The sequence below is a fragment of the Pseudomonas frederiksbergensis genome (assembly GCF_017114915.1).
GTDB lineage: Bacteria > Pseudomonadota > Gammaproteobacteria > Pseudomonadales > Pseudomonadaceae > Aquipseudomonas > Aquipseudomonas frederiksbergensis_I.
The window spans coordinates 130,916-156,275 of sequence record NZ_JAAUOE010000008.1; the positions used below are offsets into that span (position 1 = coordinate 130,916).

Sequence of the window (25,360 nt, forward strand, 5' to 3'; positions counted from 1 at the left end):
TGATCACTCGTCGAGGAAGGAGCGCAAATGCTCACTTCTCGTCGGGTGGCGCAGCTTGCGCAGCGCCTTGGCTTCGATCTGACGAATCCGCTCACGGGTCACGTCGAACTGCTTACCAACCTCTTCGAGAGTGTGGTCGGTATTCATGTCGATGCCGAAGCGCATGCGCAGAACCTTGGCTTCACGGGCAGTGAGGCCGGACAGGACTTCGCGAGTCGCTTCTTTAAGGCTCTCAACGGTGGCGACATCGATTGGCGACTGCATGGTCGAGTCTTCGATGAAGTCACCCAGATGGGAGTCTTCGTCATCACCGATCGGGGTTTCCATGGAGATCGGCTCTTTAGCGATCTTCAATACCTTGCGGATCTTGTCCTCAGGCATTTCCATGCGTTCGCCCAGCTCTTCCGGGGTCGGTTCGCGACCCATTTCCTGCAGCATCTGCCGGGAAATACGGTTGAGTTTGTTGATCGTCTCGATCATGTGCACCGGAATACGGATGGTGCGGGCCTGGTCGGCGATCGAGCGAGTGATCGCCTGACGGATCCACCAGGTGGCATAAGTCGAGAATTTGTAGCCGCGGCGGTATTCGAACTTGTCTACCGCTTTCATCAGACCGATGTTGCCTTCCTGGATCAGGTCGAGGAACTGCAGGCCACGGTTGGTGTACTTCTTGGCGATGGAGATCACCAGACGCAAGTTCGCTTCGACCATCTCTTTCTTCGCGCGGCGGGCCTTGGCCTCACCGATCGACATGCGACGGTTGATGTCCTTGATCTCGGCGATCGTCAAACCGGTTTCGGTTTCCAGCGCGGTCAGCTTCTGCTGGCAACGAATGATGTCCGGTTGCACGCGACCAATGGCTTCAGCGTATTTGCTTTTGCCTTTGGCCAGTGCATCGCTCCAGCTTTCGTCGACTTCATTGCCCGGGAACTGGCGCAGGAAGTCGGCACGTGGCATGCGGGCATCACGCACGCACAGTTGCATGATCGCACGCTCTTGCTGACGCAGACGGTCCAGGGCACTGCGAACACGCTCGACCAGGCTTTCGAATTGCTTCGGTACCAGTTTGATCGGCATGAACAGCTCGGCCAGGGCCAACAGCTCGGCAATCGCTGCCTTGTTGTGGCGACCGTGCTTTTTCAGCGCCTTGCGGGTGATTTCCATCTGATCGGCGACAGCGCCAAAGCGCTGAGCGGCGATGACCGGATCCGGACCGCTTTCGGCTTCTTCTTCGTCATCGCTTGCTTCGGCGTCATCGTCGTCGGTGTCGTCGTCCGCTTTCACGGCTTTCGAATCGACAGGCGGTGGCACTTCGGCTGCAGGCGGCGCAATGCCGTCGTCCGGGTCGATATAACCGCTCAGGACGTCGGACAGGCGGCCACCTTCGGTGGTGACGCGAGTGTACTCGGAGAGAATATGGTCAACCGTGCCAGGGAAGTGCGCGATTGCGCCCATCACTTCGCGGATACCCTCTTCAATACGCTTGGCGATTTCGATTTCGCCTTCACGCGTGAGGAGTTCTACCGTACCCATTTCGCGCATATACATGCGCACTGGGTCGGTGGTGCGACCAATGTCGGTCTCGACCGCTGCCAACGCAGCTGCCGCCTCTTCGGCCGCGGCTTCGTCGGTATCGGCGTCGGCCAGCATAAGGGAATCCTTATCTGGCGCAACCTCGAATACGTTGATCCCCATGTCATTGATCATGCGGATGATGTCTTCCACCTGTTCCGGATCTGAAATATCCTCCGGCAGGTGGTCGTTGACCTTGATGTACGCCAGGCCCTTGGCACCGTAGATGCCGACGAACTTGGTGTAATNAAGTCAGGTAGCCCTGCTCACGACCAAGTGTGATCAACTCTTTGATACGAGACTGCTGTTGCGCTTTTCCGGACATAACACCCTATCCACTGAAGGTCTTGGCGGGCAAAAAACAAGCCGAGGATTATACCTGAGCTATGACCTCACGCGCCAGTTGAGGTCGGGTTTGGTGCAGCCATATTGCGTTTTAATAGGTCGCGCATCTGATTTGCGATCTGATTTGCTTCCTCGGCAGTCAATCCCGGCTGCTTTGCTTTCCTGATGAGCTCTTCCAGACTATCGGTGTGTTGACTCGCTGATAACCTGGTAATGGTGTCTAAAAACTGTTGTTCAAGGTTGTCGCCTTCAATCAGCCACTCCTTTTCCGCCAGGGCCTTGAGCAAACGTCCTTGCTCGGTCCCGTGCCAGCGCGCCATAAGCTGTATAGAGTTTAGCTTAGGATTTTTTTGCACCGCCTCGATGAGGGCTACCAGCAATTGCGCGTAGGTGTTGCTCTCATTGGCGAAGTGGTTGGCGGTTTCTACCTTGCCGGCCAATTGCGGATGATGAATCAGCGTGCGCAGCGCAATCAGCGTAGGAGCCTCGACAGCTATCGGTTTGCGCGGGGCGCTCTGTTCGCGATCGCCGCGCTTGCCGTTCTTGTCCCACGGCTTCTTGTCCCATTTCTTGCCGCCTGCGCCAGGTTTCTTCGGCGCCCATTCCTGCTGCGGCACATACATTTCTTGCGAATGCGGCTCATGGTAGTCGCTGTAGTCCGGCATTGCGTCGTAATCGATGCCCGGATCATAGGCGGGCGGCGCTTCCTGTGGCGCACTCTGGGCCAGTTGGCTGACGGCTTCGCCGCTGAGCCCGGTGATTTGAGTCAGGCGTTGTCGCATCAGCGTGCGCAGGTTGGCGCCCGGGACTTTGTCGATCAGTGGCGCGGCGAGGGTGGCCATGTGGGCCTTGCCTTCAAGCGAGCGCGGGTCCGATTCCTCGGTCAGCTGTTGGAAAAAATAATCGGCCAATGGCTGGGCGTGCTGATTGATCCGCGCGCGGAAGGCGTCCGTGCCCTCGGAGCGGACCAGGGTGTCCGGGTCTTCACCCTCGGGCAGGAACAGAAAGCGCGCCCGGCGCCCGTCCTGCAGGGCCGGGAGGGTTGCCTCCAGTGCTCGCCAGGCGGCATTTCGACCTGCCTGGTCGCCGTCGAAGCAGAACAGCACACTTGGCACGACGCGAAACAGGCGTTTCAGGTGCTCTTCGCTGGTGGCGGTGCCCAAGGTGGCGACAGCATTGCGCAGGCCTTGCTGGGCGAGGGCGATAACGTCCATGTAGCCTTCGACGACGATGATTTCGTCGAGGTTACGGTTGTTCTTGCGTGCTTCATAAAGGCCGTAGAGCTCCTGGCCCTTATGGAAAACCGGGGTTTCCGGGGAATTCAGGTATTTGGGCTTGTCGTCGCCCAATACACGGCCGCCGAAGGCAATGATGCGTCCGCGACTATCGCGGATCGGGAACATGACGCGATCACGGAAGCGGTCATAGCGCTTGCCGGTTTCGGCGTTCTCGACCAGCAGGCCGGCCTCGATCATGGCTTTTTGTTGGAGAGTATCGCTGCTCAGATGCTTGAACAGGTTGTCCCAGCCGGGCGGAGCAAAGCCAAGGCCGAAGTCCCGGGCGATCTCGCCGGTCAGGCCGCGACCTTTCAAGTAATCCACAGCTGCTTTGCGCGCCGGATGGCTTTTCAGGGCCTGGCGGTAAAAGTCGGCGGCGGCGGTGAGCAGTGGATACAGCGGTGAATCGGTGGGCTGTCGCGGTTTGTGCGGTCGGCCGCTTTCTTCGCGGGGGATTTCCATGCCGGCGGCTTTGGCCAGTTCTTCGACGGCCTGGGGGAAGTCCAGGTTATCGTGGTCCATGATGAAGCCGAGGGCGTTACCGCCGGCGCCGCAGCCAAAGCAGTAATAGAACTGTTTGTCGGGACTGACGCTGAAGGAGGGGGTTTTTTCTTTGTGAAACGGACAGCAGGCCGTGTAATTCTTGCCGGCCTTTTTCATTTGCAGGCGCGAGCTGACCACGTCGACGATGTCGGTGCGGTTCAGAAGGTCGTCAATGAAGCTCTGGGGAATTAGCCCGGCCATGGCGTTCTCGTCATCTGCGCTGAAATGGACCCGAAACGAAGTGCGGCCGAACGCGGGTCATTGTTTGAGGCGCGCAAGGTGTGCGGCTCGACCGGTGTCGTCTGCGTAATCGCTGTCGGGAAGTGTATCTGCCGAAAATCCACTGACGTTAATACCAATCAGTATTCGACTATATGAAAGTGTTTCGCTGAATCCGGCGACGGCCAGTCAATGGCCTCGGATAGCTCATAAGCGGGCACGCAAGAAGGTGCCTTGGGCTGATCGTCGTGAGAGGAATCAGTGGGTGTGCTCGTCAGTAGCCTTGAAAGGCTCGTCAGAAAAGACGTGCACCGCTGGCAAAAGAGCCAGGTCTGACGCTGTGAAGCAGGTTTGTCTCGGTCGCGTCTGCGGCTTTGACGGTGAAGCATCAAGCGATTGTCCGCAAATGCCATTAGCCCGGCTGAGGGCCGGGCTTGGCAGAAGCTTGCTACGGTCGTCTGTGTATTAGTACAGACGAACGGCGCGGCGCTGTTCGCGCTGAACTTTCTTGGCGTGACGCTTAACAGCAGCTGCTGCTTTACGCTTACGCTCAGAAGTAGGCTTCTCGTAAAATTCGCGGCTACGAACTTCAGCCAGTACACCGGCTTTTTCGCAGGAGCGCTTGAAACGACGCAGAGCTACGTCGAAGGGTTCGTTCTCTTTAACTTTGACGGCTGGCATCCAGAGCTACCTTCATTCATTACCGGGGTCAACATCCTCGCGGCAAAAGAGCACTTGAAGACGTCGGTTTTTAAGGGTTGCGGATGTTAACCCCTCATCGCTCGGAATGCAAAGCCTCTGATCGAAAACCGCTGGTCGGGGCATCACGCGACGACTATTATGCGCGCCTTCGAATTCAGCCTCTACAAGGCGCAAACCCATGCTAGTACTGGGATTAGAAACCTCTTGCGACGAAACCGGTGTCGCACTTTACGACAGTGAACGCGGGTTGTTGGCCGACGCACTATTCAGTCAGATCGACCTGCATCGCGCTTATGGCGGCGTTGTGCCGGAGCTGGCTTCGCGCGATCACGTCAAACGTATGCTGCCTTTGATCCGTCAGGTGCTGGCCGAGGCCGACTGCGTGCCGACCGAAATCGACGCCATCGCTTATACCGCCGGTCCCGGCCTGGTCGGAGCCTTGCTGGTAGGGGCTTCCTGCGCCCAGGCGCTGGCTTTTGCCTGGGGCATTCCGGCGTTGGGCGTGCACCACATGGAAGGTCATTTGCTGGCGCCGATGCTGGAGCCGCAACCACCGGAGTTCCCGTTCGTCGCTTTGTTGGTGTCAGGCGGCCATACGCAACTGGTTCAGGTTGACGGAATCGGCCAATACACGCTCTTGGGCGAAACCCTGGACGATGCCGCCGGCGAAGCCTTCGACAAAACCGCGAAGATGATGGGGCTCAATTATCCGGGTGGTCCGGAGATCGCTCGTCTGGCGGCGCAAGGTGTTGACGGACGTTTCGTCTTCCCGCGTCCGATGTGTGATCGTCCGGGCCTGGCGTTTAGCTTCAGCGGTTTGAAAACCTTCGCCTTGAACACCTGGCAGCAATGCGTCAGCGCCGGGGACGACGGCGAGCAAGCCCGTTGCGACATCTCGCTGGCGTTCCAGCAGGCCGTGGTGGAGACTTTGACCATCAAGTGCAAGCGTGCCCTGAAACAGGCCGGCATGAAGCGTCTGGTGATCGCTGGCGGCGTCAGCGCCAACAAGGCGCTGCGCACTTCACTGGAAAAAATGCTCGGCGACATGAAGGGCGACGTGTTTTATGCCCGTCCGGAGTTCTGCACCGACAACGGCGCGATGATCGCGTTTGCCGGCTGCCAGCGCTTGCAGGCTGGTCAGCATGAAAGCCTGGCGATCAGCGTGCAGGCGCGCTGGCCGATGGAGCAGTTGTCTGCGCTGTGATGAGTGGTGCTCGCGTGCGGTATTTAAAAATGCCGTTCGCGCCCGGCAAACAGGTCGCGTAGATTGCCGCGATGACGCCAGACGATCAGCCCCGTGAGCGCGCTCATGGGCAGCAGTGCCGCCGGTTCTTGCCAGGCGAGCAGCGGCAGGGTCAGGGGGGTGGCAATCAGCGCGGCGAGTGAGCTGGTACGGGTCAGGTAGAACGTCAGCAGCCAGGCACAGACCGCCAGCAGCGCAGCGGGTGGATAGAGCCCCAGCAGCATGCCGGCCGCGGTGGCGACACCCTTGCCGCCGCGAAAGCGGAAGTACAGTGGAAACAGGTGGCCGATGACGGCGAAGACGCCGATCCAGGCCTGTTCCTGCAGTGAAAGGCCCATTGCACCTGCGACGAGCACGGGCAGCAGGCCTTTGCAGAGGTCGCCGAGCAAGGTCAGGATGGCGAGTTTTTTGCCGGCCAGACGAAACATGTTGGTGGCACCGGCATTGCCCGAGCCACTCATTCGCGGATCGGGGTTACCGGTCAGGCGGCTGAGCAAAATGGCGAAGGACAGAGAGCCGAGCAGGTAGGCGAAAATCGCCAGTGACCAAAACATGCTAACTATTCCGGGCGAGGACGCCCTGATTCTAACGGCGCATTGCGCCCTTGTCGTGCAGCGGAGAGAAGTGCTTGGACAGAGTGTTTATCGAGGGCCTGGAAGTCGACACCGTGATTGGTGCCTACGACTGGGAACGAGGCATCCGACAGTGTCTGCGACTTGATCTGAGCTTCGCCTGGGACAATCGTCCGGCCGCCGCGGGTGATGATCTGACCCTGGCGCTTGACTACGCGAGCGTTTCGTCACGCATCCAGGCTTTTGCCGAGCAGGCGCAGTTCCAGCTGGTCGAGACCTTTGCCGAGCGTCTGACGGAAGTGCTGATGAGTGAATTCAAGATCACCTGGATGCACCTCAGGCTGACCAAGCCAGGTGCCGTTGCGGCGGCCAAGGGCGTTGGCGTGGAGATCGAGCGCGGATGTCGCTGACTCAGGTGTACCTCGGGCTCGGTAGCAACATCGAGCGCGAATCCCATTTGCAGGCTGGCCTGGACGCCCTGGCGGGTTTCCTGGTGGATATGCGCTGCTCGGCGGTGTTCGAAAGCCAGCCGGTGGGGATCAAGAGCGGGCCGTTTTTCAACTTTGTGGTCTCGGCCTTCACCGATTTGCCGCTGATGGAGCTGGATCGACGGCTAAAATTCATCGAAGCGGATAACGGCCGTTACGCGCCGGACCGTAAGGGTTTGCCGCTGGATATCGACGTGCTGCTGTTCGGCGACCTGGTGGGCAACTTCGATGGCTTGATCTTGCCCCGGGCAGAGATTCTGAAAAATGCCTTCGTGCTGTGGCCGTTGTCGCTGATTGCGCCGGACAGAGTGCATCCTGGCGTAGGCAAAAGCTTTGCGACCTTGTGGAATGAGGCACGGATCGATCAGGTGTTGGCGCCGGTGGCGTTTGAGTGGCGGGGCCAGCAGTTGACCCCTTCCGATTTGCTTTGACGCTGCTGACGCTTTCGCGGGCAAGCCTCGCTCCTACAAGTTTGGCGCCGGTCACGCAATCGGCGATCTACTGGAGCCTGTAGGAGCGAAGCTTGCCCGCGAAGCTTTTCAGGCCGACGCCGCGTCTTTGTAAGCCTTCAACGCCTTGAGCCGTTCGCGCTTGATCGCCTCGCCCAATTCCGGCCCCTTGAACCCCTTCTCCAGCAATGGCTGAACCGCCACGCTGCGTGCCGCAGCCGCCGCGCCACGCAAATAATCCGCCTGTGGATAACTTCTCTGCTCCAGGCCTTTACGCCCTCGAGCGTCCATTTCGCATGTCGCGATAAACTCTTCAAAGCGCTGAGGTCGACGATAGACGTCGAAACTCTGCAGCAACTCTAGCAAGGTCGAAGGTTTCAGCTCCAGGGCACGATGGCCATGGGTGTGATACTCGCCCACCAGTAGTGCCAATTCCTGACAGTCCTTGGGCGCCTTGAAGCGCTCGTTGACTGCCTTGATCAGCTTCAGGCCTCTGTGCTCGTGGGCGATGTGGCGGGGCCATTCTTCCTCGGGCGTCAGTCCTTTGCCCAGGTCATGCAGCAGGCAGGCCCAGCGCACGGTCAGCGGTTGTTTGTGCAGCGCCGCTTGCTCCAGCACGCTCAGGGTATGCACGCCCGTGTCGATTTCCGGGTGATGGGCTTCGGGTTGCGGTACACCGAACAGCGCATCGACTTCCGGCATCAGCACCTTGAGCGCACCGCACTCGCGCAGCACCTGGATGAACACCTGGGGTTGGTCTTCCATCAGTGCGCGGGCAATTTCTTTCCAGCTGCGTTCCGCAGTCAGCGCCTCCAGTTCGCCCGACTCGCTGAGCTGCCTCATCAGTTCCAGCGTCTCGGGAGCGACGGTGAAACCCAGTCCCGCATAACGCGCGGCGAAGCGGGCAACGCGCAGAACACGGAGCGGATCTTCGGCGAACGCGGGGGAAACGTGACGAAGCAGGCGAGCCTCGAGGTCTCGCTGGCCATGGTAGGGGTCCGTCAGGTTCTGCTGCTCGTCTTCGGCCATGGCGTTGATCGTCAGGTCGCGACGAATCAGGTCTTCTTCGAGTGTGACTTCGGGGCTGGCGTGAAAGGTGAAACCGCCGTAGCCGCGACCGCTTTTGCGCTCAGTGCGGGCGAGGGCGTATTCCTCACCGCTTTTGGGGTGAAGAAACACCGGGAAGTCCGCGCCCACCGGGCGAAAGCCCTTGGCGAGCATTTCTTCGGTGGTGGCGCCTACCACGACCCAGTCGATATCGGTGACAGGTTTGCCCAGCAGGCGATCGCGTACTGCACCACCGACTTTATAAATCTGCATAAAAAACCTCCGTTAGCCCGACAGAATAACCTTTGCGTCGAGCTTGCGGAGGCCGAAACAGGATCAAAGATGAATGACAGCCAGGTCCAGTCGGCCGTAGTCCCCCTCGCTGTGCTCGCTTCTGGGGGGGACGTGGTGGGTTTTCACCACCTGATCCCCTTGCAGGGTCTCCAGGTGAATGTCGAAGCCCCAGAGCCGATGCAGGTGTTTGAGCACCTCCTCGGTGGAGTCGCCCAGCGGCTTGCGGTCGTGCTGCTGGTGACGCAGGGTCAGCGAGCGGTCACCACGCCGGTCGATGCTGTAGATCTGGATGTTGGGTTCACGATTGCCCAGGTTGTATTGCGCCGCCAGGGTTTCGCGAATGGTGCGGTAACCTTCTTCGTCGTGGATCGCCGGAACCAGCAGATCGTCCTTCTGATCGTCATCGAGGATGCTGAACAGCTTCAGGTCGCGGATCACTTTGGGTGACAGGTACTGCAGGATGAAACTCTCATCCTTGAAGCTGCTCATGGCGAATTTGATGCTGGACAGCCAGTCGGTACCGGCGAGTTCCGGGAACCAGCGGTAGTCCTCCTCGGTGGGCTCTTCGCATATCCGCCGGATATCGCGATACATGGCAAAACCCAGGGTGTAGGGGTTGATTCCGCTGTAGTAGGGGCTATCGAAGCCGGGCTGAAAGACCACACTGGTATGGGACGTCAGGAACTCAATCATGAAGCCATCAGTGACCAGACCCTCGTCATACAAGTCGTTCATCAAGGTGTAGTGCCAAAACGTGGCCCAGCCTTCGTTCATCACCTGGGTCTGGCGCTGTGGATAAAAATACTGGGCGATCTTGCGCACGATCCGCACGATTTCCCGCTGCCAGGGTTCCAGCAACGGGGCGTGTTTTTCGATGAAATACAGGATGTTTTCCTGTGGTTCGGCGGGGAAGCGCGCGTTGTCCTTGTCGCTGAATTTGTCTGCGCCTTTGGGAATGGTCCGCCACAAATCGTTGATCTGCTTCTGCAAATGCTCTTCCCGATCCTTCTGCCGACGACGTTCTTCTTCGGCGGAAATCGGATAAGGGCGTTTGTAACGGTCGACCCCGTAATTCATCAGCGCATGGCAGGAATCGAGCAGGTCCTCTACCGCGTCGATGCCATGGCGTTCTTCGCACTGCATGATGTACTGCTTGGCGAACACCAGGTAATCGATGATCGAGCTGGCGTCGGTCCAGGTGCGGAACAGGTAATTACCCTTGAAGAAGCTGTTATGGCCATAGCAGGCGTGGGCCACCACCAGGGCCTGCATGCAGATGGTGTTTTCTTCCATCAGATAGGCGATGCAAGGGTCCGAGTTGATCACAATCTCGTAAGCCAGCCCCATCTGGCCGCGGCTGTAGGATTTTTCGGTGCTGAGGAAGTGTTTGCCATAGGACCAATGGTGATAACCCAAGGGCATGCCCACAGAGGCGTAGGCGTCCATCATCTGTTCGGCGGTGATCACTTCGATCTGGTTAGGGTAGGTATCGAGCGCGTAGCGAGCCGCGAGACGACTGATTTCGCGGTCGTAGGCCTGGATCAGCTCGAACGTCCATTCGGAGCCGGTGGAAATGGGTTGGCGCTTTTGCTCTTTGGCGGTCATGTCACTAACCTGCGCTGGAAGAGTTCACGGAAGACCGGGTAGATATCCCCGGCCGAAACCAGTTGCTGCTGGGCAAAAGTGTCAGAGAAGGCTTCGGCGATGCGTTCGTACTCGAACCACAGGGCCTGGTGTTCGCGCGGGGTAATCTCTACATAAGTGTAGTACTGCACGAACGGCATGATCTGGTTGATCAGGATGTCGCGGCAGATCGGCGAATCGTCGTTCCAGTTGTCGCCGTCGGACGCCTGGGCGGCATAGATGTTCCACTCATTGCTCGGATAACGCTCAGCCATGATCTCCTGCATCAGTTTCAGGGCGCTGGAGACGATGGTGCCGCCGGTTTCCCGGGAGTAGAAAAACTCCTCCTCATCCACTTCGCGGGCGCTGGTGTGGTGGCGGATGAACACGACGTCGATTTTGTCGTAGTTTCGCTTGAGGAACAGGTACAGCAGGATGAAGAAGCGTTTGGCGATGTCCTTGGTCGCCTGGGTCATGGAGCCGGACACGTCCATCAGGCAGAACATCACTGCCTTGGAGCTGGGGTTTGGCTGCTTGATCAGCAGGTTGTACTTGAGGTCGAAGGTGTCGAGAAATGGCACTCGATGAATGCGCGCACTGAGTTTCTCGATTTCTGCTTCCAGTTCCTGGATATCGCCAAAGTTGTCCGGTTCTTCTCGTCTGAGCCGTGCCAGTTCATCTTTGACTTCGCGCAATTTTGCCCGGCTGCTGCCGGACAGGGCGATTCGCCGGGCATGGGCCGAACGCAGCGTGCGGATAATGTTGATCCGCGACGGGTTACCCTCGTTGCTGATGCCCGCGCGTACGGTCTTGAAGGTGTCGGTGCCGGTCAGGTGGCGTTTGACCAGGTTTGGCAGTTCAAGGTCCTCGAACATGAATTCGAGGAATTCCTCCTGGGTGATCTGGAAGACGAACTCGTCCATCCCTTCGCCCGAGTTACCGGCCTTGCCGGGGCCTCTGCCGCCGCCACCTCCGGGTGGACGGGCAATGTGCTCGCCGCTGGTGAACTCCTTGTTGCCCGGGTGCACGATGGTCTGCTTGCCGCCCCGGCCATGGTGAAGCACCGGCTCATCGATGTCGCGACCGGGAATGCTGATTTGCTCGCCGTGTTCCATATCGGTAATGGAACGCCGGCCGACCGCCTCTTCGACGGCCTTTTTGATGTGATCACGGTAGCGCCGCAGAAACCGCTGACGGTTTACCGTGCTCTTGTTCTTGCCATTGAGACGTCGGTCGATCACATAGCTCATGACTGCTCCTTAGAAGCTGTCCTGAAAGGGGCGAGCGGTTGTGCAGCATCGACTGTGCCAAGGGATGTTCACGCTCCCCCAAGCGCTTCTGGATGCTGCCTGAACCTCGTTACCGACTTTCGAACACCTCCCAGAGGTCTGTGTAACAGAAAAAGCGTACACAGGCCTCTGGCTAACGACAACCGGTCTGACCGGCAGCGGGTTACTGTGATTTTCTGACCCGCAGATACCACTCGGACAGCAGTCGTACCTGTTTGTCGGTGTAGCCCCGCTCGACCATCCGTGTGACGAAGTCGTTGTGCTTCTGCTGGTCCTCTTTGCTGGCCTTGGCATTGAAGCTGATGACCGGCAGCAGGTCCTCGGTGTTGGAGAACATTTTCTTCTCGATGACCACCCGCAGTTTTTCGTAGCTGAGCCAGGTCGGGTTCTTGCCGTTGTTGTTGGCCCGTGCGCGCAGTACGAAGTTGACGATTTCGTTGCGGAAATCCTTCGGATTGCTGATGCCGGCCGGTTTTTCGATTTTCTCCAGTTCTTCGTTCAGGGCTACGCGGTTGAGGATCTCGCCGGTTTCCGGATCGCGGTATTCCTGATCCTGAATCCAGAAGTCGGCGTACAGCACGTAGCGATCGAAGATGTTCTGGCCGTACTCGCTGTAAGACTCGAGGTAGGCAGTCTGGATCTCCTTGCCGATGAATTCGATATAACGCGGTGCCAGGTACTCTTTCAGGAAGCGCAGATAGCGTTCGCGGGTCTCGGCCTGGAATTGTTCCTGTTCGATCTGCTGTTCCAGCACGTAGAGCAAATGCACCGGGTTGGCGGCGATTTCGTGCGGATCGAAGTTGAAGACCTTCGACAGGATCTTAAAGGCGAAGCGGGTCGACAGACCGTTCATGCCTTCGTCGACACCTGCTGCATCGCGGTATTCCTGGATCGACTTGGCCTTCGGATCGGTGTCCTTGAGGTTTTCGCCGTCATACACGCGCATCTTGGAGTAGATGTTGGAGTTTTCCGGCTCCTTGAGGCGCGAGAGCACGGTGAACTGAGCGAGCATCTTCAGGGTGTCGGGCGCGCAATGGGCCTTGGCCAGCGAGCTGTTGAACAGCAGCTTGTCGTAGATCTTCACTTCGTCGCTGACGCGCAGGCAATACGGCACTTTGACGATATAGATCCGGTCGATGAAGGCTTCGTTGTTCTTGTTGTTGCGGAAGGTGTGCCATTCCGATTCGTTGGAGTGGGCCAGCAGAATCCCGGTGAACGGTATCGCCCCCAGGCCTTCGGTACTGTTGTAGTTGCCTTCCTGGGTGGCCGTCAGCAGTGGGTGCAGCACCTTGATCGGTGCCTTGAACATTTCGACGAACTCCATCAGGCCCTGGTTGGCCCGGCACAGCGCCCCCGAGTAGCTGTAGGCATCGGCGTCGTTTTGCGGGAACTCTTCCAGTTTGCGGATATCGACCTTGCCCACCAGTGCCGAGATGTCCTGGTTGTTTTCATCGCCTGGCTCGGTTTTCGCGACCGCAATCTGGTTGAGGATCGACGGATACAGTTTCACCACGCGGAACTGGCTGATGTCGCCGCCGAATTCGGCCAGGCGCTTGGTGGCCCATGGCGACATGATGGTATTGAGATAGCGCCGGGGAATGCCGAAGTCTTCCTCGAGGATCGCGCCATCTTCCGTGGCGTTGAACAGACCCAGAGGCGACTCGAAAACCGGCGAGCCCTTGATCGCGTAGAAGGGCACTTTCTCGATCAGCTGTTTGAGCTTCTCGGCCAGGGACGATTTACCGCCACCGACAGGGCCGAGCAGGTAGAGGATCTGTTTCTTCTCTTCCAGACCCTGAGCGGCGTGGCGGAAATACGACACGATCTGGTCGATGCATTCTTCCATCCCGTGGAAGTCCTCAAAGGCCGGATAGCGGCGGATCACCTTGTTGGAAAAGATTCGCGACAGCCTCGAGTTGGTCGAGGTGTCGAGCAGCTCCGGCTCCCCGATGGCCAGCAGTAGACGCTCGGCGGCGGAGGCGTAGGCGCTGCGGTCCTTTTTGCACAGTTCCAGGTACTCCTGCAGGGAGAATTCTTCCTGGCGTGTGGACTCGAAGCGTTGTTGGAAGTGGCTAAAGATACTCATGACGTCACCTCGCTCGATACGTGGAGCCGACGCCGGATCACTCAGTCGATGCTGGCAGCAACCGAACAGGCAGTCGCTGTTTACCCCCCCAGAACTCTTCCGGAGCTGACGACTCCGAAAGCTACTCCCGATGACCCGCGCGCCGGTGTACCGGCTCTCCCCTGTTTTGGATGGCCTGCGCTTAAGGATAGTTCGGAATCAGAGAGATAAAGTAGCAATGCGTAAATAGTTATGGCAGACCGTTCGTCTGCCATCGCGCGAGCCCGCGAAAGCCGGGGCTTGCGCGCCTGGAAAAAAATTATTCGGAAATGCCTTGCGCCGTTTCCGAAGGATAGGTCGTACGCCACAGCTCAAAACCGCCGTCCATGCTGTAGACGTCGGAGAAGCCCTGGCTGATCAGGTAGGCAGCGGCATTTTGGCTGGAGTTACCGTGATAGCAGACCACCACGGTCGGTGCGTCGAGGTCGGCGGCACGGATGAAATCCGAAATGGAATGGTTATCCAGATGCTTCGAACCAGCGATGTGCAGCGCGGCAAAAGTGGCCGGATCGCGGATGTCGACCACCACCGCGCCTTGTTCGCGCAGGGCCTGGGCCTGTTCTGGAGGGATACGTTTGAATTCGCTCATGGCGGGCTCCTGTGGCTCGGCTGAAAGTGCAGTCTAGCGCGGGGCGCTGGCTGACGTTGATGCGGGAATAGAGGTGGCGACTGGCGGCCGAACATGGCCATGGGCGTCGCATTTGCATTGCAGGCGCTCAAAGGTGTCGACGTTCATCAGGGTCATGGCGCCACCCCAGACGCAACCGGTGTCGAGGGCAAACAGACCTGGTTCGTTGCACTGGCCTTCGAGCGCCGCCCAATGGCCGAAGATGATCTTCAGGCCTTTGGTCTTGCGCTCCTTGTGCGCGAACCACGGCGCATAACCTGGTGGCGCGGTGTCGATACCTTCCTTGCCCTTGAGGTCGAGCTTGCCGTCGCTGGTGCAAAAACGCATGCGGGTGAAATAGTTGGTGATGACGCGCAGACGGGCGACGCCTTTGAGGTCGTTGTCCCATTTCACCGGATCGTTGCCATACATGCCATCAAGGTAAGGCGCGAAGCGGCTGTCGTCGTGCAGCGCTTCTTCGACTTCGGCGGCGCATTTCAAGGCCTTTCGCAGCGACCATTGCGGCGGGATGCCAGCATGGACAAGGGCGATATCGCGCTGTTCGTCGTAGTGCATGAGCTTTTGTTGGCGAACCCATTCCAGCAGTTCAGCGCTATCGGGCGCTTGAAGAATCTCGCGCAGGGTGTCGGCTTTCTTCAGACGTTCGATGTTCTGCCCGACGGCCAGCAAGTGCAGATCATGGTTGCCAAGCACGCAGATCAGCGACTCACGGATGCTATAGAGGAAGCGCAAGGTTTCCAGTGACTGTGGGCCACGGTTGATGAGGTCGCCCACCAGCCACAGACGATCCCGGGCAGGGTCGAAGGCGACTTGCTTGAGCAGGCATTGCAGCGGTTCAAGGCAACCTTGCAGATCACCGACGGCATACGTCGCCATCAGTGCAGTGCTCCGGGTACTGCCAGACGGAACGGTGCGATGATGGCGTCGAAGTGCTTGCCGTCTTCGGCGAGCATCTGATAGGTGCCCTGCATAGTGCCGACCTTGGATGTCATGACGGTGCCGCTGCTGTAAGTGTGGCTCTTGCCCACATCGATCAACGGCTGCTGGCCGACGACGCCTGCACCGCGAACCTCCTCGACATGCCCGTCACCGTCGGTGATCACCCAATGCCGTGAAAGCAGTCTGGCGGGTAGCAGGCCATTGTTTTGCACGGTGATGGTGTAGGCGAAGGCAAAGCGGTCGTGCTCGGGTTGCGATTGTTCTGCCAGATAGCGGGTGACGACGCTGACGTCGACCTGATAACGAGGATCGGACATGCAAAAGGCCTTAGAAACGAAGCGGGACGCGGGGCGTAGTAGCTGATAGAGCTCAGTCTAGGCCAAGTATCGGGTAGTAAACCAGAGTGGCGTCCTACCCGATAGCGCTCATCGCCTGTCAGTCGGTGGCAGGCTTTTGTAGGACTTGTTCGCTGAGCTTGTCGGCCAGGCGCACGAAGGCGGCCAGGTCGAGCTGCTCGGGGCGAAGGCTGCCATCGACGCCAGCGGCTTCGATTTCGGCGTTGCTCAGCAACAGTTTCAGTGTGTTGCGCAGGGTCTTGCGGCGCTGGTTGAAAGCTTCGCGCACGACGCGTTCCAGCAGGCGATGATCCTTGGCCGGGTGCGGCAGTACCGCGTGGGGCACCAGGCGTACGATTGCGGAGTCGACTTTCGGCGGAGGGTTGAACGCGCCCGGACCGACGTTGAACAGATGCTCGACCCGGCAATGGTACTGAACCATGATCGACAGGCGACCCCAGTCACCGCCACCAGGGCCCGCCGCCAGACGCTCGACCACTTCCTTTTGCAGCATGAAGTGCATGTCGCGAATCAGATTGGCGTTGTGCAGCAGGTGAAAGATCAGCGGCGTAGAGATGTTGTACGGCAGATTGCCGACCACTCGCAGGCTGTTTGGCGCGGCGTTCAGGCTGTTGAAGTCGAATTTCAGCGCGTCGCCCTGATGCAGGTGGAAATTGCTCTTGCCGGCGAACTGCTGATTGAGGATCGGGATCAGGTCCTTGTCCAGCTCCACCACGTCCAGTTGGGCGCCGCTGTTGAGCAGGCCTGCGGTCAGAGCACCCTGGCCCGGACCGATTTCCAGCAGACGGTCTTCAGGTTTGGCGTGAATGGAGCGCAGGATGCGGTCGATAACGCCGGCATCGTGCAGGAAGTTCTGGCCGAAACGCTTGCGCGCCCGGTGTTGGTAATGCTCGGTCATAAACGGGTCTCGGCCATCTGGTAGGCGGTTTCCAGGGCGACTTGCAGGCTGCCGGTGTCGATGTTGCCGCTGCCGGCCAGGTCCAGGGCGGTGCCGTGGTCGACCGATGTGCGGATGATCGGCAAGCCGAGGGTCACGTTGACTGCCGCGCCGAAGCCTTTGTATTTCAGCACGGGCAGGCCCTGGTCGTGGTACATCGCCAGCACTGCGTCGCAGTGCTCCAGATATTTGGGGGTAAACAGAGTGTCGGCGGGCAGGGGGCCGCGAAGGTCCATGCCCTCGCCGCGCAGGCGCTCTAATGTGGGTTCGATGATGTCGATTTCTTCATGGCCCAGATGACCGCCTTCACCGGCGTGCGGGTTAAGCCCGCAAACCAGGATGCGTGGCTGGGCGATGCCGAATTTTTCTTGCAGGTCGGTGTGCAGAATTCGCGTAACCCGCTCCAGCCGTTCCGGCGTGATCGCGTCGGCAATCTCGCGAAGGGGCAGGTGAGTGGTGACCAGCGCCACGCGCAAGCCGCGAGTGGCGAGCATCATCACCACTTGTGCGGTATGAGTCAGGTCGGCGAGAAATTCCGTGTGCCCGGAAAAGGCGATCCCGGATTCATTGATCACACCCTTGTGCACCGGGGCGGTGATCATGCCGGCGAAGTGCCCGTCCAGGCAGCCTTGGCCAGCGCGGGTCAGGGTTTCCAGAACGAAAGCCGCATTGGCCTTGTTCAGTTGCCCGGCGATGACGTTGGCGTTGAGGGGTGTATCCCAGACATACAGGCTGTTGGCCGGCGCAGGAACGTCCGGCCAGCTGTCCGGCGTTACCGGCAGCAGATCGACCACCACGCCAAGCTGCGCGGCCCGCTCGATGAGCAGGTCGCGGCTGGTAATGGCAATCAGGGGGTGTGGCTGGGCTTGCGAGGCGAGCAGCAGGCACAGGTCGGGACCTATGCCGGCTGGTTCGCCGGGGGTCAGCGCGAAACGCTTGGGTTTCACTGCGCTGCCTGGTCTGCACCAGGGAGTTTGATTTCTACGTACGCTTCGTCACGGATCTGACGCAGCCAGGTTTGCAGCTCTTCGTCGTATTTGCGGTTGCGCAGTACGGTCATCGCTTGCTGCTCACGGGCCTGGGTGGTGCTGTCGGTGGCGCGGCGGCCAAGGACTTCCAGAACGTGCCAGCCATATTGGGTCTGGAATGGCTTGGACAGCTGACCTTGTGGGGTCTTGGCCATCACTTCACGGAATTCAGGCACCAGTGCGTTCGGATCGATCCAGTTCAGGTCGCCGCCGTTGAGGGCGGAGCCCGGATCTTCCGAGAAGCTTTTCGCCAGCTCGCCGAAATCTTCACCCGCTTCGATACGGGTATAGAGCGACTGAGCCAGAGCCTTGGTTTTTGCTTCGTCGCGAATCGGGCTTGGTTTGACCAGGATGTGACGCACATGCACTTCGTCACGCACCTGGCTCTCGCCGCCACGCTTGTCGAGGATCTTCAGGATGATGAAGCCACCCGGGGTGCGCATGGGCTGGGTCACATCGCCAACCGCCATGGTGCTGAGCAGGCGATCGAACGGAGGCGGCAGTTGAGCGGCTTTACGCCAGCCCATGTCGCCGCCTTCCAGCGCGGTTTCGCTGGCGGATTTGGCGATTGCCAACTGACCGAAGTCAGCGCCTTGCTTGAGCTGCTGGTAAACCGCGTCGGCTTGTTTGGCGGCATTCTGAATTGCGTCGGAGTTGGCGCTTTCCGGCGTAGGAATCAGGATGTTGGCCAAGCGAAACTCTTCGGACAGCTGCATCTTGCCCAGGTCGGACGCCAGGAAGTTCTTCACTTCCTGCTCGGACACCTGGATGCGCTCGGCCACACGACGTTGACGCACACGGCTGATGATCATTTCACGGCGGATCTGGTCGCGAGCGTCGTCATAAGACAGGCCGTCGCGAGCCAGGGCGGCGCGGAATTGTTCGATCGACATGTTGTTGCGCTGGGCAATGGTGCCGACAGCCTGGTTCAGTTCTTCATCGGTAATGCGAATGCCGGAGCGCTCGCCGATCTGCAATTGCAGGTTTTCGACGATCAGACGCTCAAGCACCTGCTGATCCAGTACGCCCGCGGGCGGTACGGCAGCACCGCGTTTGGCGATGGTTTGCTGAACTTCATGAACACGCTGGTCCAGTTGGCTCTGCATGACCACGTCGTTGTCGACGATGGCTACCACTTTGTCGATGGACTCTACCGCAGCGTTGGCCGCGGTGCCCAGGAACAGCGCGCCCAGCATTAGCGGGCGCAGACAATCAGAAAGCTTGGTCTTCACGTTCACGATAACCTTGGATGCCTTTGTCGAGGAAACTCTCTACTTTGGCGCCGGTGAGGCCGCCGAGTCCCTTCAGAACAATTTGGAGGAAGACGCCGTGGTCGCCTTTTTCGTTTTCCGGGGCGTTCTGACTGAACTCGTCATAGCTGACCCAGTAACGGTTGATCAGGCGCAATTTCCAGCAGCAGTTGTCGTATTCGAAACCACCGAAGGCTTCCAGAGTACGGTTGCGGTTGTAGTCATACTGCCAGCGGCTGATGGCGTTCCATTGCGGCACGATCGGCCAGATCACCGAGAAGTCGTGCTGTTTGATCTTGTAGTAGTCCTTCACGTAGCCAGGAGTACCCGGGGTGCCATAGTCACCGCCGCCCACCGACCATTTACCGGTGTTCTGGTCATAACGGACCTGGTCATTGCGATAGCGATAACCGGCGTTGATGACCTTGTTCGGGTTGTCTTCAGGCTGGTAGTGGAACATCGCGCTGCCCGAGCGAGGGCTGCGGCTGTCCGGGTCCCAGTTGTAGTCGGCGGTGGTGCGCCAGTCGCGGTTCCAGCGATATTCGTATTCCAGTGCGTACGGCGAAACGTTGGACTTGGCGTCGTCACGATCATCGAAAGCGATACCTGGAAGTTGGACTTCACGGTCCTTGAAGTACAAGGCCTGGCCGACACTGATGCGTTGACGTTCGAAACCGTTGTCTTCAATCCAGCGGTTGGTCACGCCCAGCGACAGCTTGTTCTCGTCGCCGACGCGGTCGGAGCCGGAGAAGCGGTTGTCACGGAACAGCGACGCGTAGTTGAAGGTATATTCGCCGGTGTCAAAGACCGGAATGTCAGTCTGATCCTTCTCTGGAACATAGAGATAGAACAGGCGTGGTTCCAGGGTTTGGCGGTAGTTCTTGCCAAACCATTGGGTGTTGCGATCGAAATACAGGCCGCTGTCGATACTGGCAATCGGTACGCTACGACTCTGGTTACGGCTGTAGCTCTCATCTGCAAGCAGAGTATTTTTGCCCTGCTGATCCAGATCCAGATCGTACTGGGTGTACTGGTACTTCAGGGAAGGTTTTAAGAAACCATACGTCCAGTTCAGCGGCAGGCTGACGCCCGGCTTGAGGTTCAAGCGGTTACCGTTGGCTCGTGCCAGGCCGGTCACGTTGTTATCAAGACGCGATTCGACGGTGCCGTCTTCGTTTACGAAGTTACCGTTCTTCAAATCACGCTCAAACCGCACAACCTCTGTCTCGTAATCGAAATTCAACCCTTCCGGATGATACGGCAGCTGACCATTGAAGGTGATCTGCGGCAAACGATCATATGGTGTGATGTTCGATACGGTCGCCAGCTGATAAGCCTGGGCGTTCAAGCGAGCGGTGTAGCTGTCGCCGCGATAGGTGACAGAACCCTGCTGGTTCACGAAGTCGGCGCTTTTCACACCAATTTGATCAGTTTGCAGATCCTGGAAGTAATACGGGTCACTGATCTTGGTGTAATCGACTTGCGTTAAGACACGCGAGTCCAGGCCGCCCTTGTGCTGCCAGTTGTACATGTAGCGGGTTTTATCGTAATCGGTTTGCCCGCTGCGTTCGGTATCCTCGTCATTGAGGTACGCGGCGCCGAACTGACCTTCGCTGGACTTGGTCAGGTAGCGGAATTCGCCTTCCATCAACAGACCACGCTTGGCCATATAGCGCGGGTACAACGTGGCGTCGTAATTCGGCGCCAGGTTGAAGTAATACGGAGTGACCAGCATGAAGCCGGTATCGCTGCCGGTGCCGATGGTTGGTGGCAGGAAGCCGGACTGGCGACGGTCGTCGATCGGGAAATAGATGTACGGCGTGTACAGAACCGGAATGTCCTTGACCCGCAGTGTCACGTTGGTCGCGGTACCGAAACCGGTGGCCGGGTTCAAGGTGATGTTGTTGCCCTTGAGCTGCCAGGCGTTGCTGTTCGGTTCACACGTGGTGTACGTACCGTCCTTGAGACGGATGATCGCGTTCTCGGCACGCTTGGCATACAGCGCGTTACCGCGGATACGGGATTTGTGCATCACGTATTCGGCGTTGTCGACCTTGGCTTCACCGGTGTCGAGTTGCACGTCGGCGTGATCGCCCACGATCAGTGCGCCATTGTCGCGAATGCGTACGTTGCCGCTCAGTTCGCCACGGCTCTCGGCCTGGTACAGGTTCGCTTCGTCGGCTTCGACCTGCATGCTGCCCTGACGCATGACCACGTCGCCGGCCAGGGTCGCGACCTGCTCATCCTGCTTATAGCGGGAGGCCTTGGCGCCGAGAAAGGTTGGAGCGTCACTTTTATTCGTCTTGTCATTCATGCCAGGACGAATCGGTTCGATATAGGAACCAGAGCAGTAAGGACCGGTTTCGGCCAATTGCGCTGCGGTGAGTTTCTCGCGCGGAACCCAGTCGAGGTGGCTGTAGTCTTCACTACGCGACTTCAGGCCGCGGCCCTTGGACTCGGTCACCAGCACGGGCTTGGCGCCGGTGTCTTCACTGGCGCCGGTGTCTGCCGCGGCTTCGCCAGTGGTGGAAACTGCGCTGCCGTCATGGATGGGACGCGGCGGCAATGCGGCGGCCGGCGTCTTTGGCGCACAGTCCCAGGCACCCGAAGCAGACACCGCGCAGTCATACTGTTGCGCGGCGACCACGAACGAAGCGGCCAGGGGTTGCATGGCCAGCAGGCTGCCGGTGACCAACAACGGAAATTTTTTACGAAACGCGGGGGATTTCAATGCCATCTTATTAGTCCGGGCTTCCTGCGTGCCATCTGCCCGCGGTGTGGGCCGCACGCCTCTCGATGGTCTGAAAAAGATGTCGGATAATAAAGCATGACCCGCTTGACGGCTAGCGCCGTCGGAGACCCTTGTAATGCCTGATCAAGATGTACGCTTGCAACACCTGAAAGTTTGGCTAGATGAACAGTTGGCTATCCTCTTTGCAGAACAAGGCTGGGGCACCGTACCCCCGGCCACGTTGACTGCGGCCAGTAGCGACGCGAGTTTTCGGCGCTATTTCCGTTGGGAAGGCGCAGGCAGAAGTTTCGTCGTGATGGACGCACCGCCGCCCCAGGAAAACTGCAAACCTTTCGTGGATATCGCTTTTCTGCTGGCGAAATCCGGAATAAACGTGCCGAAAATTTATGCCGAAGACCTCGAGCGGGGTTTTCTTTTGCTCAACGATTTGGGCAACAAGACTTATCTGGACGTGATCGACAGCGAAAATGCCGACGATTTGTTCAAGGATGCCCTGCAGGCGCTGCTGGCTTTTCAGCAGTTGCCGATGGTGGCGCCGCTGCCCAGTTATGACGTGGCGCTGCTGCGTCGCGAGTTGGAGCTGTTCCCCGAGTGGTACGTGAAACGCGAACTGGGCATCGAGCTCGACCCGGCGCAGCAAGTGCTCTGGCAGCAGGTCAGCGACCTGCTGATCGACAGCGCTCTGGCTCAGCCCAAAGTGCTGGTGCATCGCGACTACATGCCGCGCAATCTGATGCGCAGCGAGCCCAATCCCGGCGTGCTGGATTTTCAGGATGCGGTCTACGGGCCGGTGACCTATGACGTGACCTGCCTGTTCAAGGACGCGTTCCTCAGCTGGCCTGAAGAACGCGTGCGTGGCTGGCTGGAAGATTACTGGCAGCAAGCCGGCGCGCTCGACATCCCGGTTCAGCCTGACTTTGAAGATTTCCTGCGCGCCAGCGATCTGATGGGCGTGCAGCGTCACTTGAAGGTCATCGGTATCTTCGCCCGCATCTGCCATCGCGATGGTAAGCCACGCTACCTGGGCGATGTGCCGCGTTTCTTTGCTTATATAGACGCAGTCATTGCCCGTCGTCCTGAACTGGCGGTGCTGGATGTATTGCTCGCCAGTCTGCGTGCCGGAGCGAATGCATGAAGGCAATGATTCTGGCGGCGGGTAAAGGCGAGCGCATGCGTCCGTTGACCCTGACCACGCCCAAACCGCTGGTTCGCGCTGGCGGAGCGCCCTTGATCGAGTATCACCTGCGCGCCCTGGCGGCTGCGGGGTTTACCGAGATCGTGATCAACCATGCCTGGCTCGGTCAGCAGATCGAAGATTATCTGGGGGATGGCTCGCAGTATGGCGTGAGCATCCAGTATTCGGCCGAAGGTGAACCGCTGGAAACCGGTGGCGGGATTTTCCGCGCATTGCCGTTGTTGGGCGACGAAGCCTTTGTGGTGGTTAACGGTGACATCTGGACCGACTACGACTTCAGCGTGTTGCATCAGCCCATCGCAGGGCTCGCTCACTTGATATTGGCGGACAACCCGGCGCATCACCCGACCGGAGACTTCACCCTGGTCGATGGCCATGTACGGGACGGTCAGCCGGGCACATCAACCCTGACCTACAGCGGCATCGCCGTGCTGCACCCGCAGCTGTTTGACGGTTGCTCGGCCGGGGCCTTCAAGCTTGCGCCACTGCTGCGCAAAGCCATGGCCGATGGACAAGTGACCGGCGAACGCCTGAACGGGCATTGGGTGGATGTCGGCACCCACGAGCGCCTGGCGGAAGTAGACACCTTGATAGAAGCGAGACGCTGACATGTTGTGGCCAGGGACTCTGATTGGAGCCGGAGCGGGCTTTGCCATAGCCAGCATTCCGGGGGCCATGCTTGGTGCTTTATTGGGGCAGGCGCTGGATCGGCGTTTGCACCTGCAGAGCTGGGCGCATTTATGGGAAAAGTTCGGCGGTCGCTCGGCGCTGCGCAACGATGAACTGCTGTTCGTGTTGCTGGGCCGATTGGCCAAGAGTGATGGGCGGGTAATGGACGGCCATATCCAGCAGGCGCGGCAGGAAATGCGCTCGCTGGAGATGACCGAATCGGCGCAACGTCGCGCAATCGCGGCGTTCAATCGGGGCAAGTCGGGGCATGACCGGTTACGCGGTTATCTGCGCCGCTTGAGTGCTCAGCCCCATGCGGCGGAAGGCGTATTGCGTGCCTGTTGGCGGATGGTCTGGGCCGACGGCCGTGCCGGTAGCCGTGAATGCGAGCTGATTGCCCAGTGGGGCAAATGGCTGGGCTGGACGCGACGACAAGTACAGGCGCTGGCGAGCGACTACGAACCGCAGAAGCGCCCGGTGGTCAGCAGCGCGATCACTTATCAGGACGCCTTGAGGTTGTTGGGCGTGTCGGCAACCAGCGAGCCGGCGCAAATCAAGCGCGCCTATCGACGCCTGCTCAGTCGCCACCATCCGGACAAGATTGCCGGCAGCGGTGCGACGGCGTTGCAGGTTCGCGAGGCGACGGACAAAACTCGCGAGCTGCACAATGCCTACACGTTGATTCGTGAGCGGCGGGATTTCCGGTAATCGCAAAGCAGGTCACAAGATCGCAGCCTTCGGCAGCTCCTACACAGGGTTATGCGTACACCTGTAGGAGCTGCCGAAGGCTGCGATCTTTTGCTTTGCTCAGTCCGCGGTCTGCGGATTCAACCAACCGCGCACCCGGCGCACCAACTGCTCTTGCTCAGTTGTGGCATTGCCCGGCAGCGCCTTGAGCGATACCTGGCTGAACGCCGAGGTCTTCAAGCGTTTGTTGGCTTGCAAGCGTTCCAGTGCCGCATTGCGATCCAGCGGCTTGTCCATATAAAAAATGTCGGCGACAGGCAGCTTGATCGTCGGCGTCAATTCGGCCAGCCCGGGTTTCGCGGTAACGGGCTTTTGGGCGGCGATCATCACGAACTTCTCGACTTGCGATGGCTGTTTCTCGCTCAGATAACGGGCGGCCCAATAAGCACCGGTGCCATGCCCCAACACGACGATACGGCGAGCGCTTTGCTGTTCGGCGTAGGCGATGGCCGCATCGATGCGAGCGAAGATTCGTTCGGCATCGGCTTTGGTCTGTTCTTCGGTGGTTTCGACGATGGCCTTGTCAGCCACCTCCGCTTCGCCGCCGGCCGCCTGTTCGATGGGCGCTGCGGTGGTGGAATCTTTGCTGCCGGAATCAGGCGTTTTGGGCGCTGGCGCCACTTCGGCGATACGCGGCGCAATGGCTTCGCTTTGCAGGTCCGGCAAGGTGATACTCAGGCTGCTCCACTCGGCGTCCGGCAATTGGCGGCGCAATGGGCCGATCGCTTGCGGCCAGTCAACGGTTTCGCCGGCCCCCGGGATGATAATCACCGCGCCTTTGGGCTCGGCGGTATTGGCCGGTTTCCACAGGGCGAGAAAGGTGTCGGTGCCGGCTTGCAGTTGTTGCTGTTCCTGCGCAGGGATTTGTCGCTCAAGTGCTGTCGCTTCTTCCTGACTACGCTCAAGCAGCGGCTGGCGTTCGACCGGTTTTTCTTCGGCGGGTTTTTCCGCAGTGGCTGGTGCCGGGTCGGCCGCCTCGACGGAAAAGACGCACGGCAGGATCAGCGACAGGCACAATGCTGGCAGTGCCAGGCGGTAGACAGGGGGCATCGGATATTCCAGGCCAGAAGT

General features: G+C 59.2%; 21 protein-coding genes and 1 pseudogene. 6 read left to right on the plus strand and 16 right to left on the minus strand.

Annotated elements, in window-relative coordinates; genetic code table 11:
• Positions 1–3: 3 nt before the first annotated feature.
• The 3 genes and pseudogenes from rpoD to rpsU form a co-directional block, all read right to left on the minus strand.
• A pseudogene (gene rpoD / locus HCU66_RS08845) lies at positions 4–1,897 on the minus strand (RNA polymerase sigma factor RpoD).
• A 67-nt stretch (positions 1,898–1,964) separates the two neighbouring features.
• Positions 1,965–3,938, minus strand: coding sequence for a DNA primase (gene dnaG / locus HCU66_RS08850; protein WP_205888118.1), 1,974 nt, complete (start codon positions 3,936–3,938; stop codon positions 1,965–1,967).
• A 483-nt stretch (positions 3,939–4,421) separates the two neighbouring features.
• On the minus strand, positions 4,422–4,637 hold the full coding sequence (gene rpsU / locus HCU66_RS08855) for a 30S ribosomal protein S21 (RefSeq protein WP_002551877.1): 216 nt from the start codon (positions 4,635–4,637) through the stop codon (positions 4,422–4,424).
• Between the two features lie 199 nt (positions 4,638–4,836).
• Here rpsU and tsaD point away from each other — a divergent pair, with 199 nt between their 5' ends.
• A complete protein-coding gene (tsaD, locus tag HCU66_RS08860; RefSeq protein ID WP_019650330.1) occupies positions 4,837–5,862 on the plus strand; it encodes a tRNA (adenosine(37)-N6)-threonylcarbamoyltransferase complex transferase subunit TsaD in 1,026 nt (341 codons plus the stop codon).
• 23 nt (positions 5,863–5,885) lie between these two features.
• Here tsaD and plsY read toward each other — a convergent pair whose 3' ends face one another.
• Positions 5,886–6,455, minus strand: coding sequence for a glycerol-3-phosphate 1-O-acyltransferase PlsY (gene plsY, locus HCU66_RS08865; RefSeq protein ID WP_018928842.1), 570 nt, complete (start codon positions 6,453–6,455; stop codon positions 5,886–5,888).
• 74 nt (positions 6,456–6,529) lie between these two features.
• Here plsY and folB point away from each other — a divergent pair, with 74 nt between their 5' ends.
• Together folB and folK are read left to right on the plus strand one after the other, a co-directional pair.
• Complete coding sequence (gene folB / locus HCU66_RS08870; protein ID WP_205888119.1) at positions 6,530–6,883, plus strand: dihydroneopterin aldolase; 354 nt, start codon at positions 6,530–6,532, stop codon at positions 6,881–6,883.
• Complete coding sequence (gene folK / locus HCU66_RS08875; RefSeq protein WP_205888120.1) at positions 6,874–7,392, plus strand: 2-amino-4-hydroxy-6-hydroxymethyldihydropteridine diphosphokinase; 519 nt, start codon at positions 6,874–6,876, stop codon at positions 7,390–7,392. Before folB ends, folK begins: the two co-directional genes overlap by 10 nt.
• Before the next feature lie 108 nt (positions 7,393–7,500).
• Here the strand turns inward: folK and HCU66_RS08880 are convergent, their stop codons facing one another.
• The 11 genes from HCU66_RS08880 to HCU66_RS08930 form a co-directional block, all read right to left on the minus strand.
• Positions 7,501–8,730, minus strand: a complete 1,230-nt coding sequence (locus tag HCU66_RS08880; RefSeq protein WP_205888121.1) for a multifunctional CCA addition/repair protein — start codon at positions 8,728–8,730, stop codon at positions 7,501–7,503.
• 63 nt (positions 8,731–8,793) lie between these two features.
• Positions 8,794–10,356, minus strand: coding sequence for a SpoVR family protein (locus tag HCU66_RS08885; RefSeq protein WP_205888122.1), 1,563 nt, complete (start codon positions 10,354–10,356; stop codon positions 8,794–8,796).
• The gene (locus tag HCU66_RS08890; protein ID WP_205888123.1) at positions 10,353–11,624 is read right to left on the minus strand and encodes a YeaH/YhbH family protein; all 1,272 of its coding nucleotides are present in this window, start codon (positions 11,622–11,624) and stop codon (positions 10,353–10,355) included. Before HCU66_RS08890 ends, HCU66_RS08885 begins: the two co-directional genes overlap by 4 nt.
• A 202-nt stretch (positions 11,625–11,826) precedes the next feature.
• Positions 11,827–13,749 carry a PrkA family serine protein kinase gene (locus HCU66_RS08895; RefSeq protein WP_105340959.1) on the minus strand — a complete coding sequence of 641 codons (1,923 nt, stop codon included), beginning with the start codon at positions 13,747–13,749 and terminating at the stop codon, positions 11,827–11,829.
• Between the two features lie 298 nt (positions 13,750–14,047).
• Positions 14,048–14,377, minus strand: a complete 330-nt coding sequence (gene glpE, locus HCU66_RS08900; protein ID WP_007936563.1) for a thiosulfate sulfurtransferase GlpE — start codon at positions 14,375–14,377, stop codon at positions 14,048–14,050.
• A 33-nt stretch (positions 14,378–14,410) separates the two neighbouring features.
• Positions 14,411–15,292, minus strand: coding sequence for a symmetrical bis(5'-nucleosyl)-tetraphosphatase (locus tag HCU66_RS08905; RefSeq protein ID WP_205888124.1), 882 nt, complete (start codon positions 15,290–15,292; stop codon positions 14,411–14,413).
• Positions 15,292–15,672, minus strand: coding sequence for a Co2+/Mg2+ efflux protein ApaG (apaG, locus tag HCU66_RS08910; RefSeq protein ID WP_205888125.1), 381 nt, complete (start codon positions 15,670–15,672; stop codon positions 15,292–15,294). The genes HCU66_RS08905 and apaG overlap by 1 nt, the downstream gene beginning before the upstream one ends.
• A 118-nt stretch (positions 15,673–15,790) precedes the next feature.
• Complete coding sequence (gene rsmA / locus HCU66_RS08915; RefSeq protein ID WP_205888126.1) at positions 15,791–16,609, minus strand: 16S rRNA (adenine(1518)-N(6)/adenine(1519)-N(6))-dimethyltransferase RsmA; 819 nt, start codon at positions 16,607–16,609, stop codon at positions 15,791–15,793.
• Positions 16,606–17,595 carry a 4-hydroxythreonine-4-phosphate dehydrogenase PdxA gene (gene pdxA / locus HCU66_RS08920; protein ID WP_205888127.1) on the minus strand — a complete coding sequence of 330 codons (990 nt, stop codon included), beginning with the start codon at positions 17,593–17,595 and terminating at the stop codon, positions 16,606–16,608. Before pdxA ends, rsmA begins: the two co-directional genes overlap by 4 nt.
• Entirely contained in the window at positions 17,592–18,908 is a 1,317-nt protein-coding gene (gene surA, locus HCU66_RS08925) for a peptidylprolyl isomerase SurA (RefSeq protein ID WP_205888128.1), read from the minus strand. Before surA ends, pdxA begins: the two co-directional genes overlap by 4 nt.
• Positions 18,889–21,663, minus strand: a complete 2,775-nt coding sequence (locus tag HCU66_RS08930; protein ID WP_205888129.1) for an LPS-assembly protein LptD — start codon at positions 21,661–21,663, stop codon at positions 18,889–18,891. Before HCU66_RS08930 ends, surA begins: the two co-directional genes overlap by 20 nt.
• A gap of 130 nt (positions 21,664–21,793) precedes the next feature.
• On the opposite strand from HCU66_RS08930, the gene HCU66_RS08935 reads away from it, so the two are divergent.
• Genes HCU66_RS08935 through HCU66_RS08945 form a run of 3 tightly spaced genes read left to right on the plus strand, consistent with a single transcriptional unit; the run spans position 21,794 to position 24,250 of the window.
• Entirely contained in the window at positions 21,794–22,813 is a 1,020-nt protein-coding gene (locus HCU66_RS08935; RefSeq protein ID WP_205888130.1) for an aminoglycoside phosphotransferase family protein, read from the plus strand.
• A complete protein-coding gene (murU, locus tag HCU66_RS08940) occupies positions 22,810–23,481 on the plus strand; it encodes an N-acetylmuramate alpha-1-phosphate uridylyltransferase MurU (RefSeq protein ID WP_205888131.1) in 672 nt (223 codons plus the stop codon). The genes HCU66_RS08935 and murU overlap by 4 nt, the downstream gene beginning before the upstream one ends.
• Position 23,482: 1 nt before the next feature.
• A complete protein-coding gene (locus HCU66_RS08945; protein ID WP_205888132.1) occupies positions 23,483–24,250 on the plus strand; it encodes a TerB family tellurite resistance protein in 768 nt (255 codons plus the stop codon).
• Positions 24,251–24,349: 99 nt separating this feature from the next.
• On the opposite strand, the gene HCU66_RS08950 is transcribed toward HCU66_RS08945, so the two are convergent.
• Complete coding sequence (locus tag HCU66_RS08950; protein ID WP_205888133.1) at positions 24,350–25,339, minus strand: alpha/beta hydrolase family protein; 990 nt, start codon at positions 25,337–25,339, stop codon at positions 24,350–24,352.
• Positions 25,340–25,360: the final 21 nt, after the last annotated feature.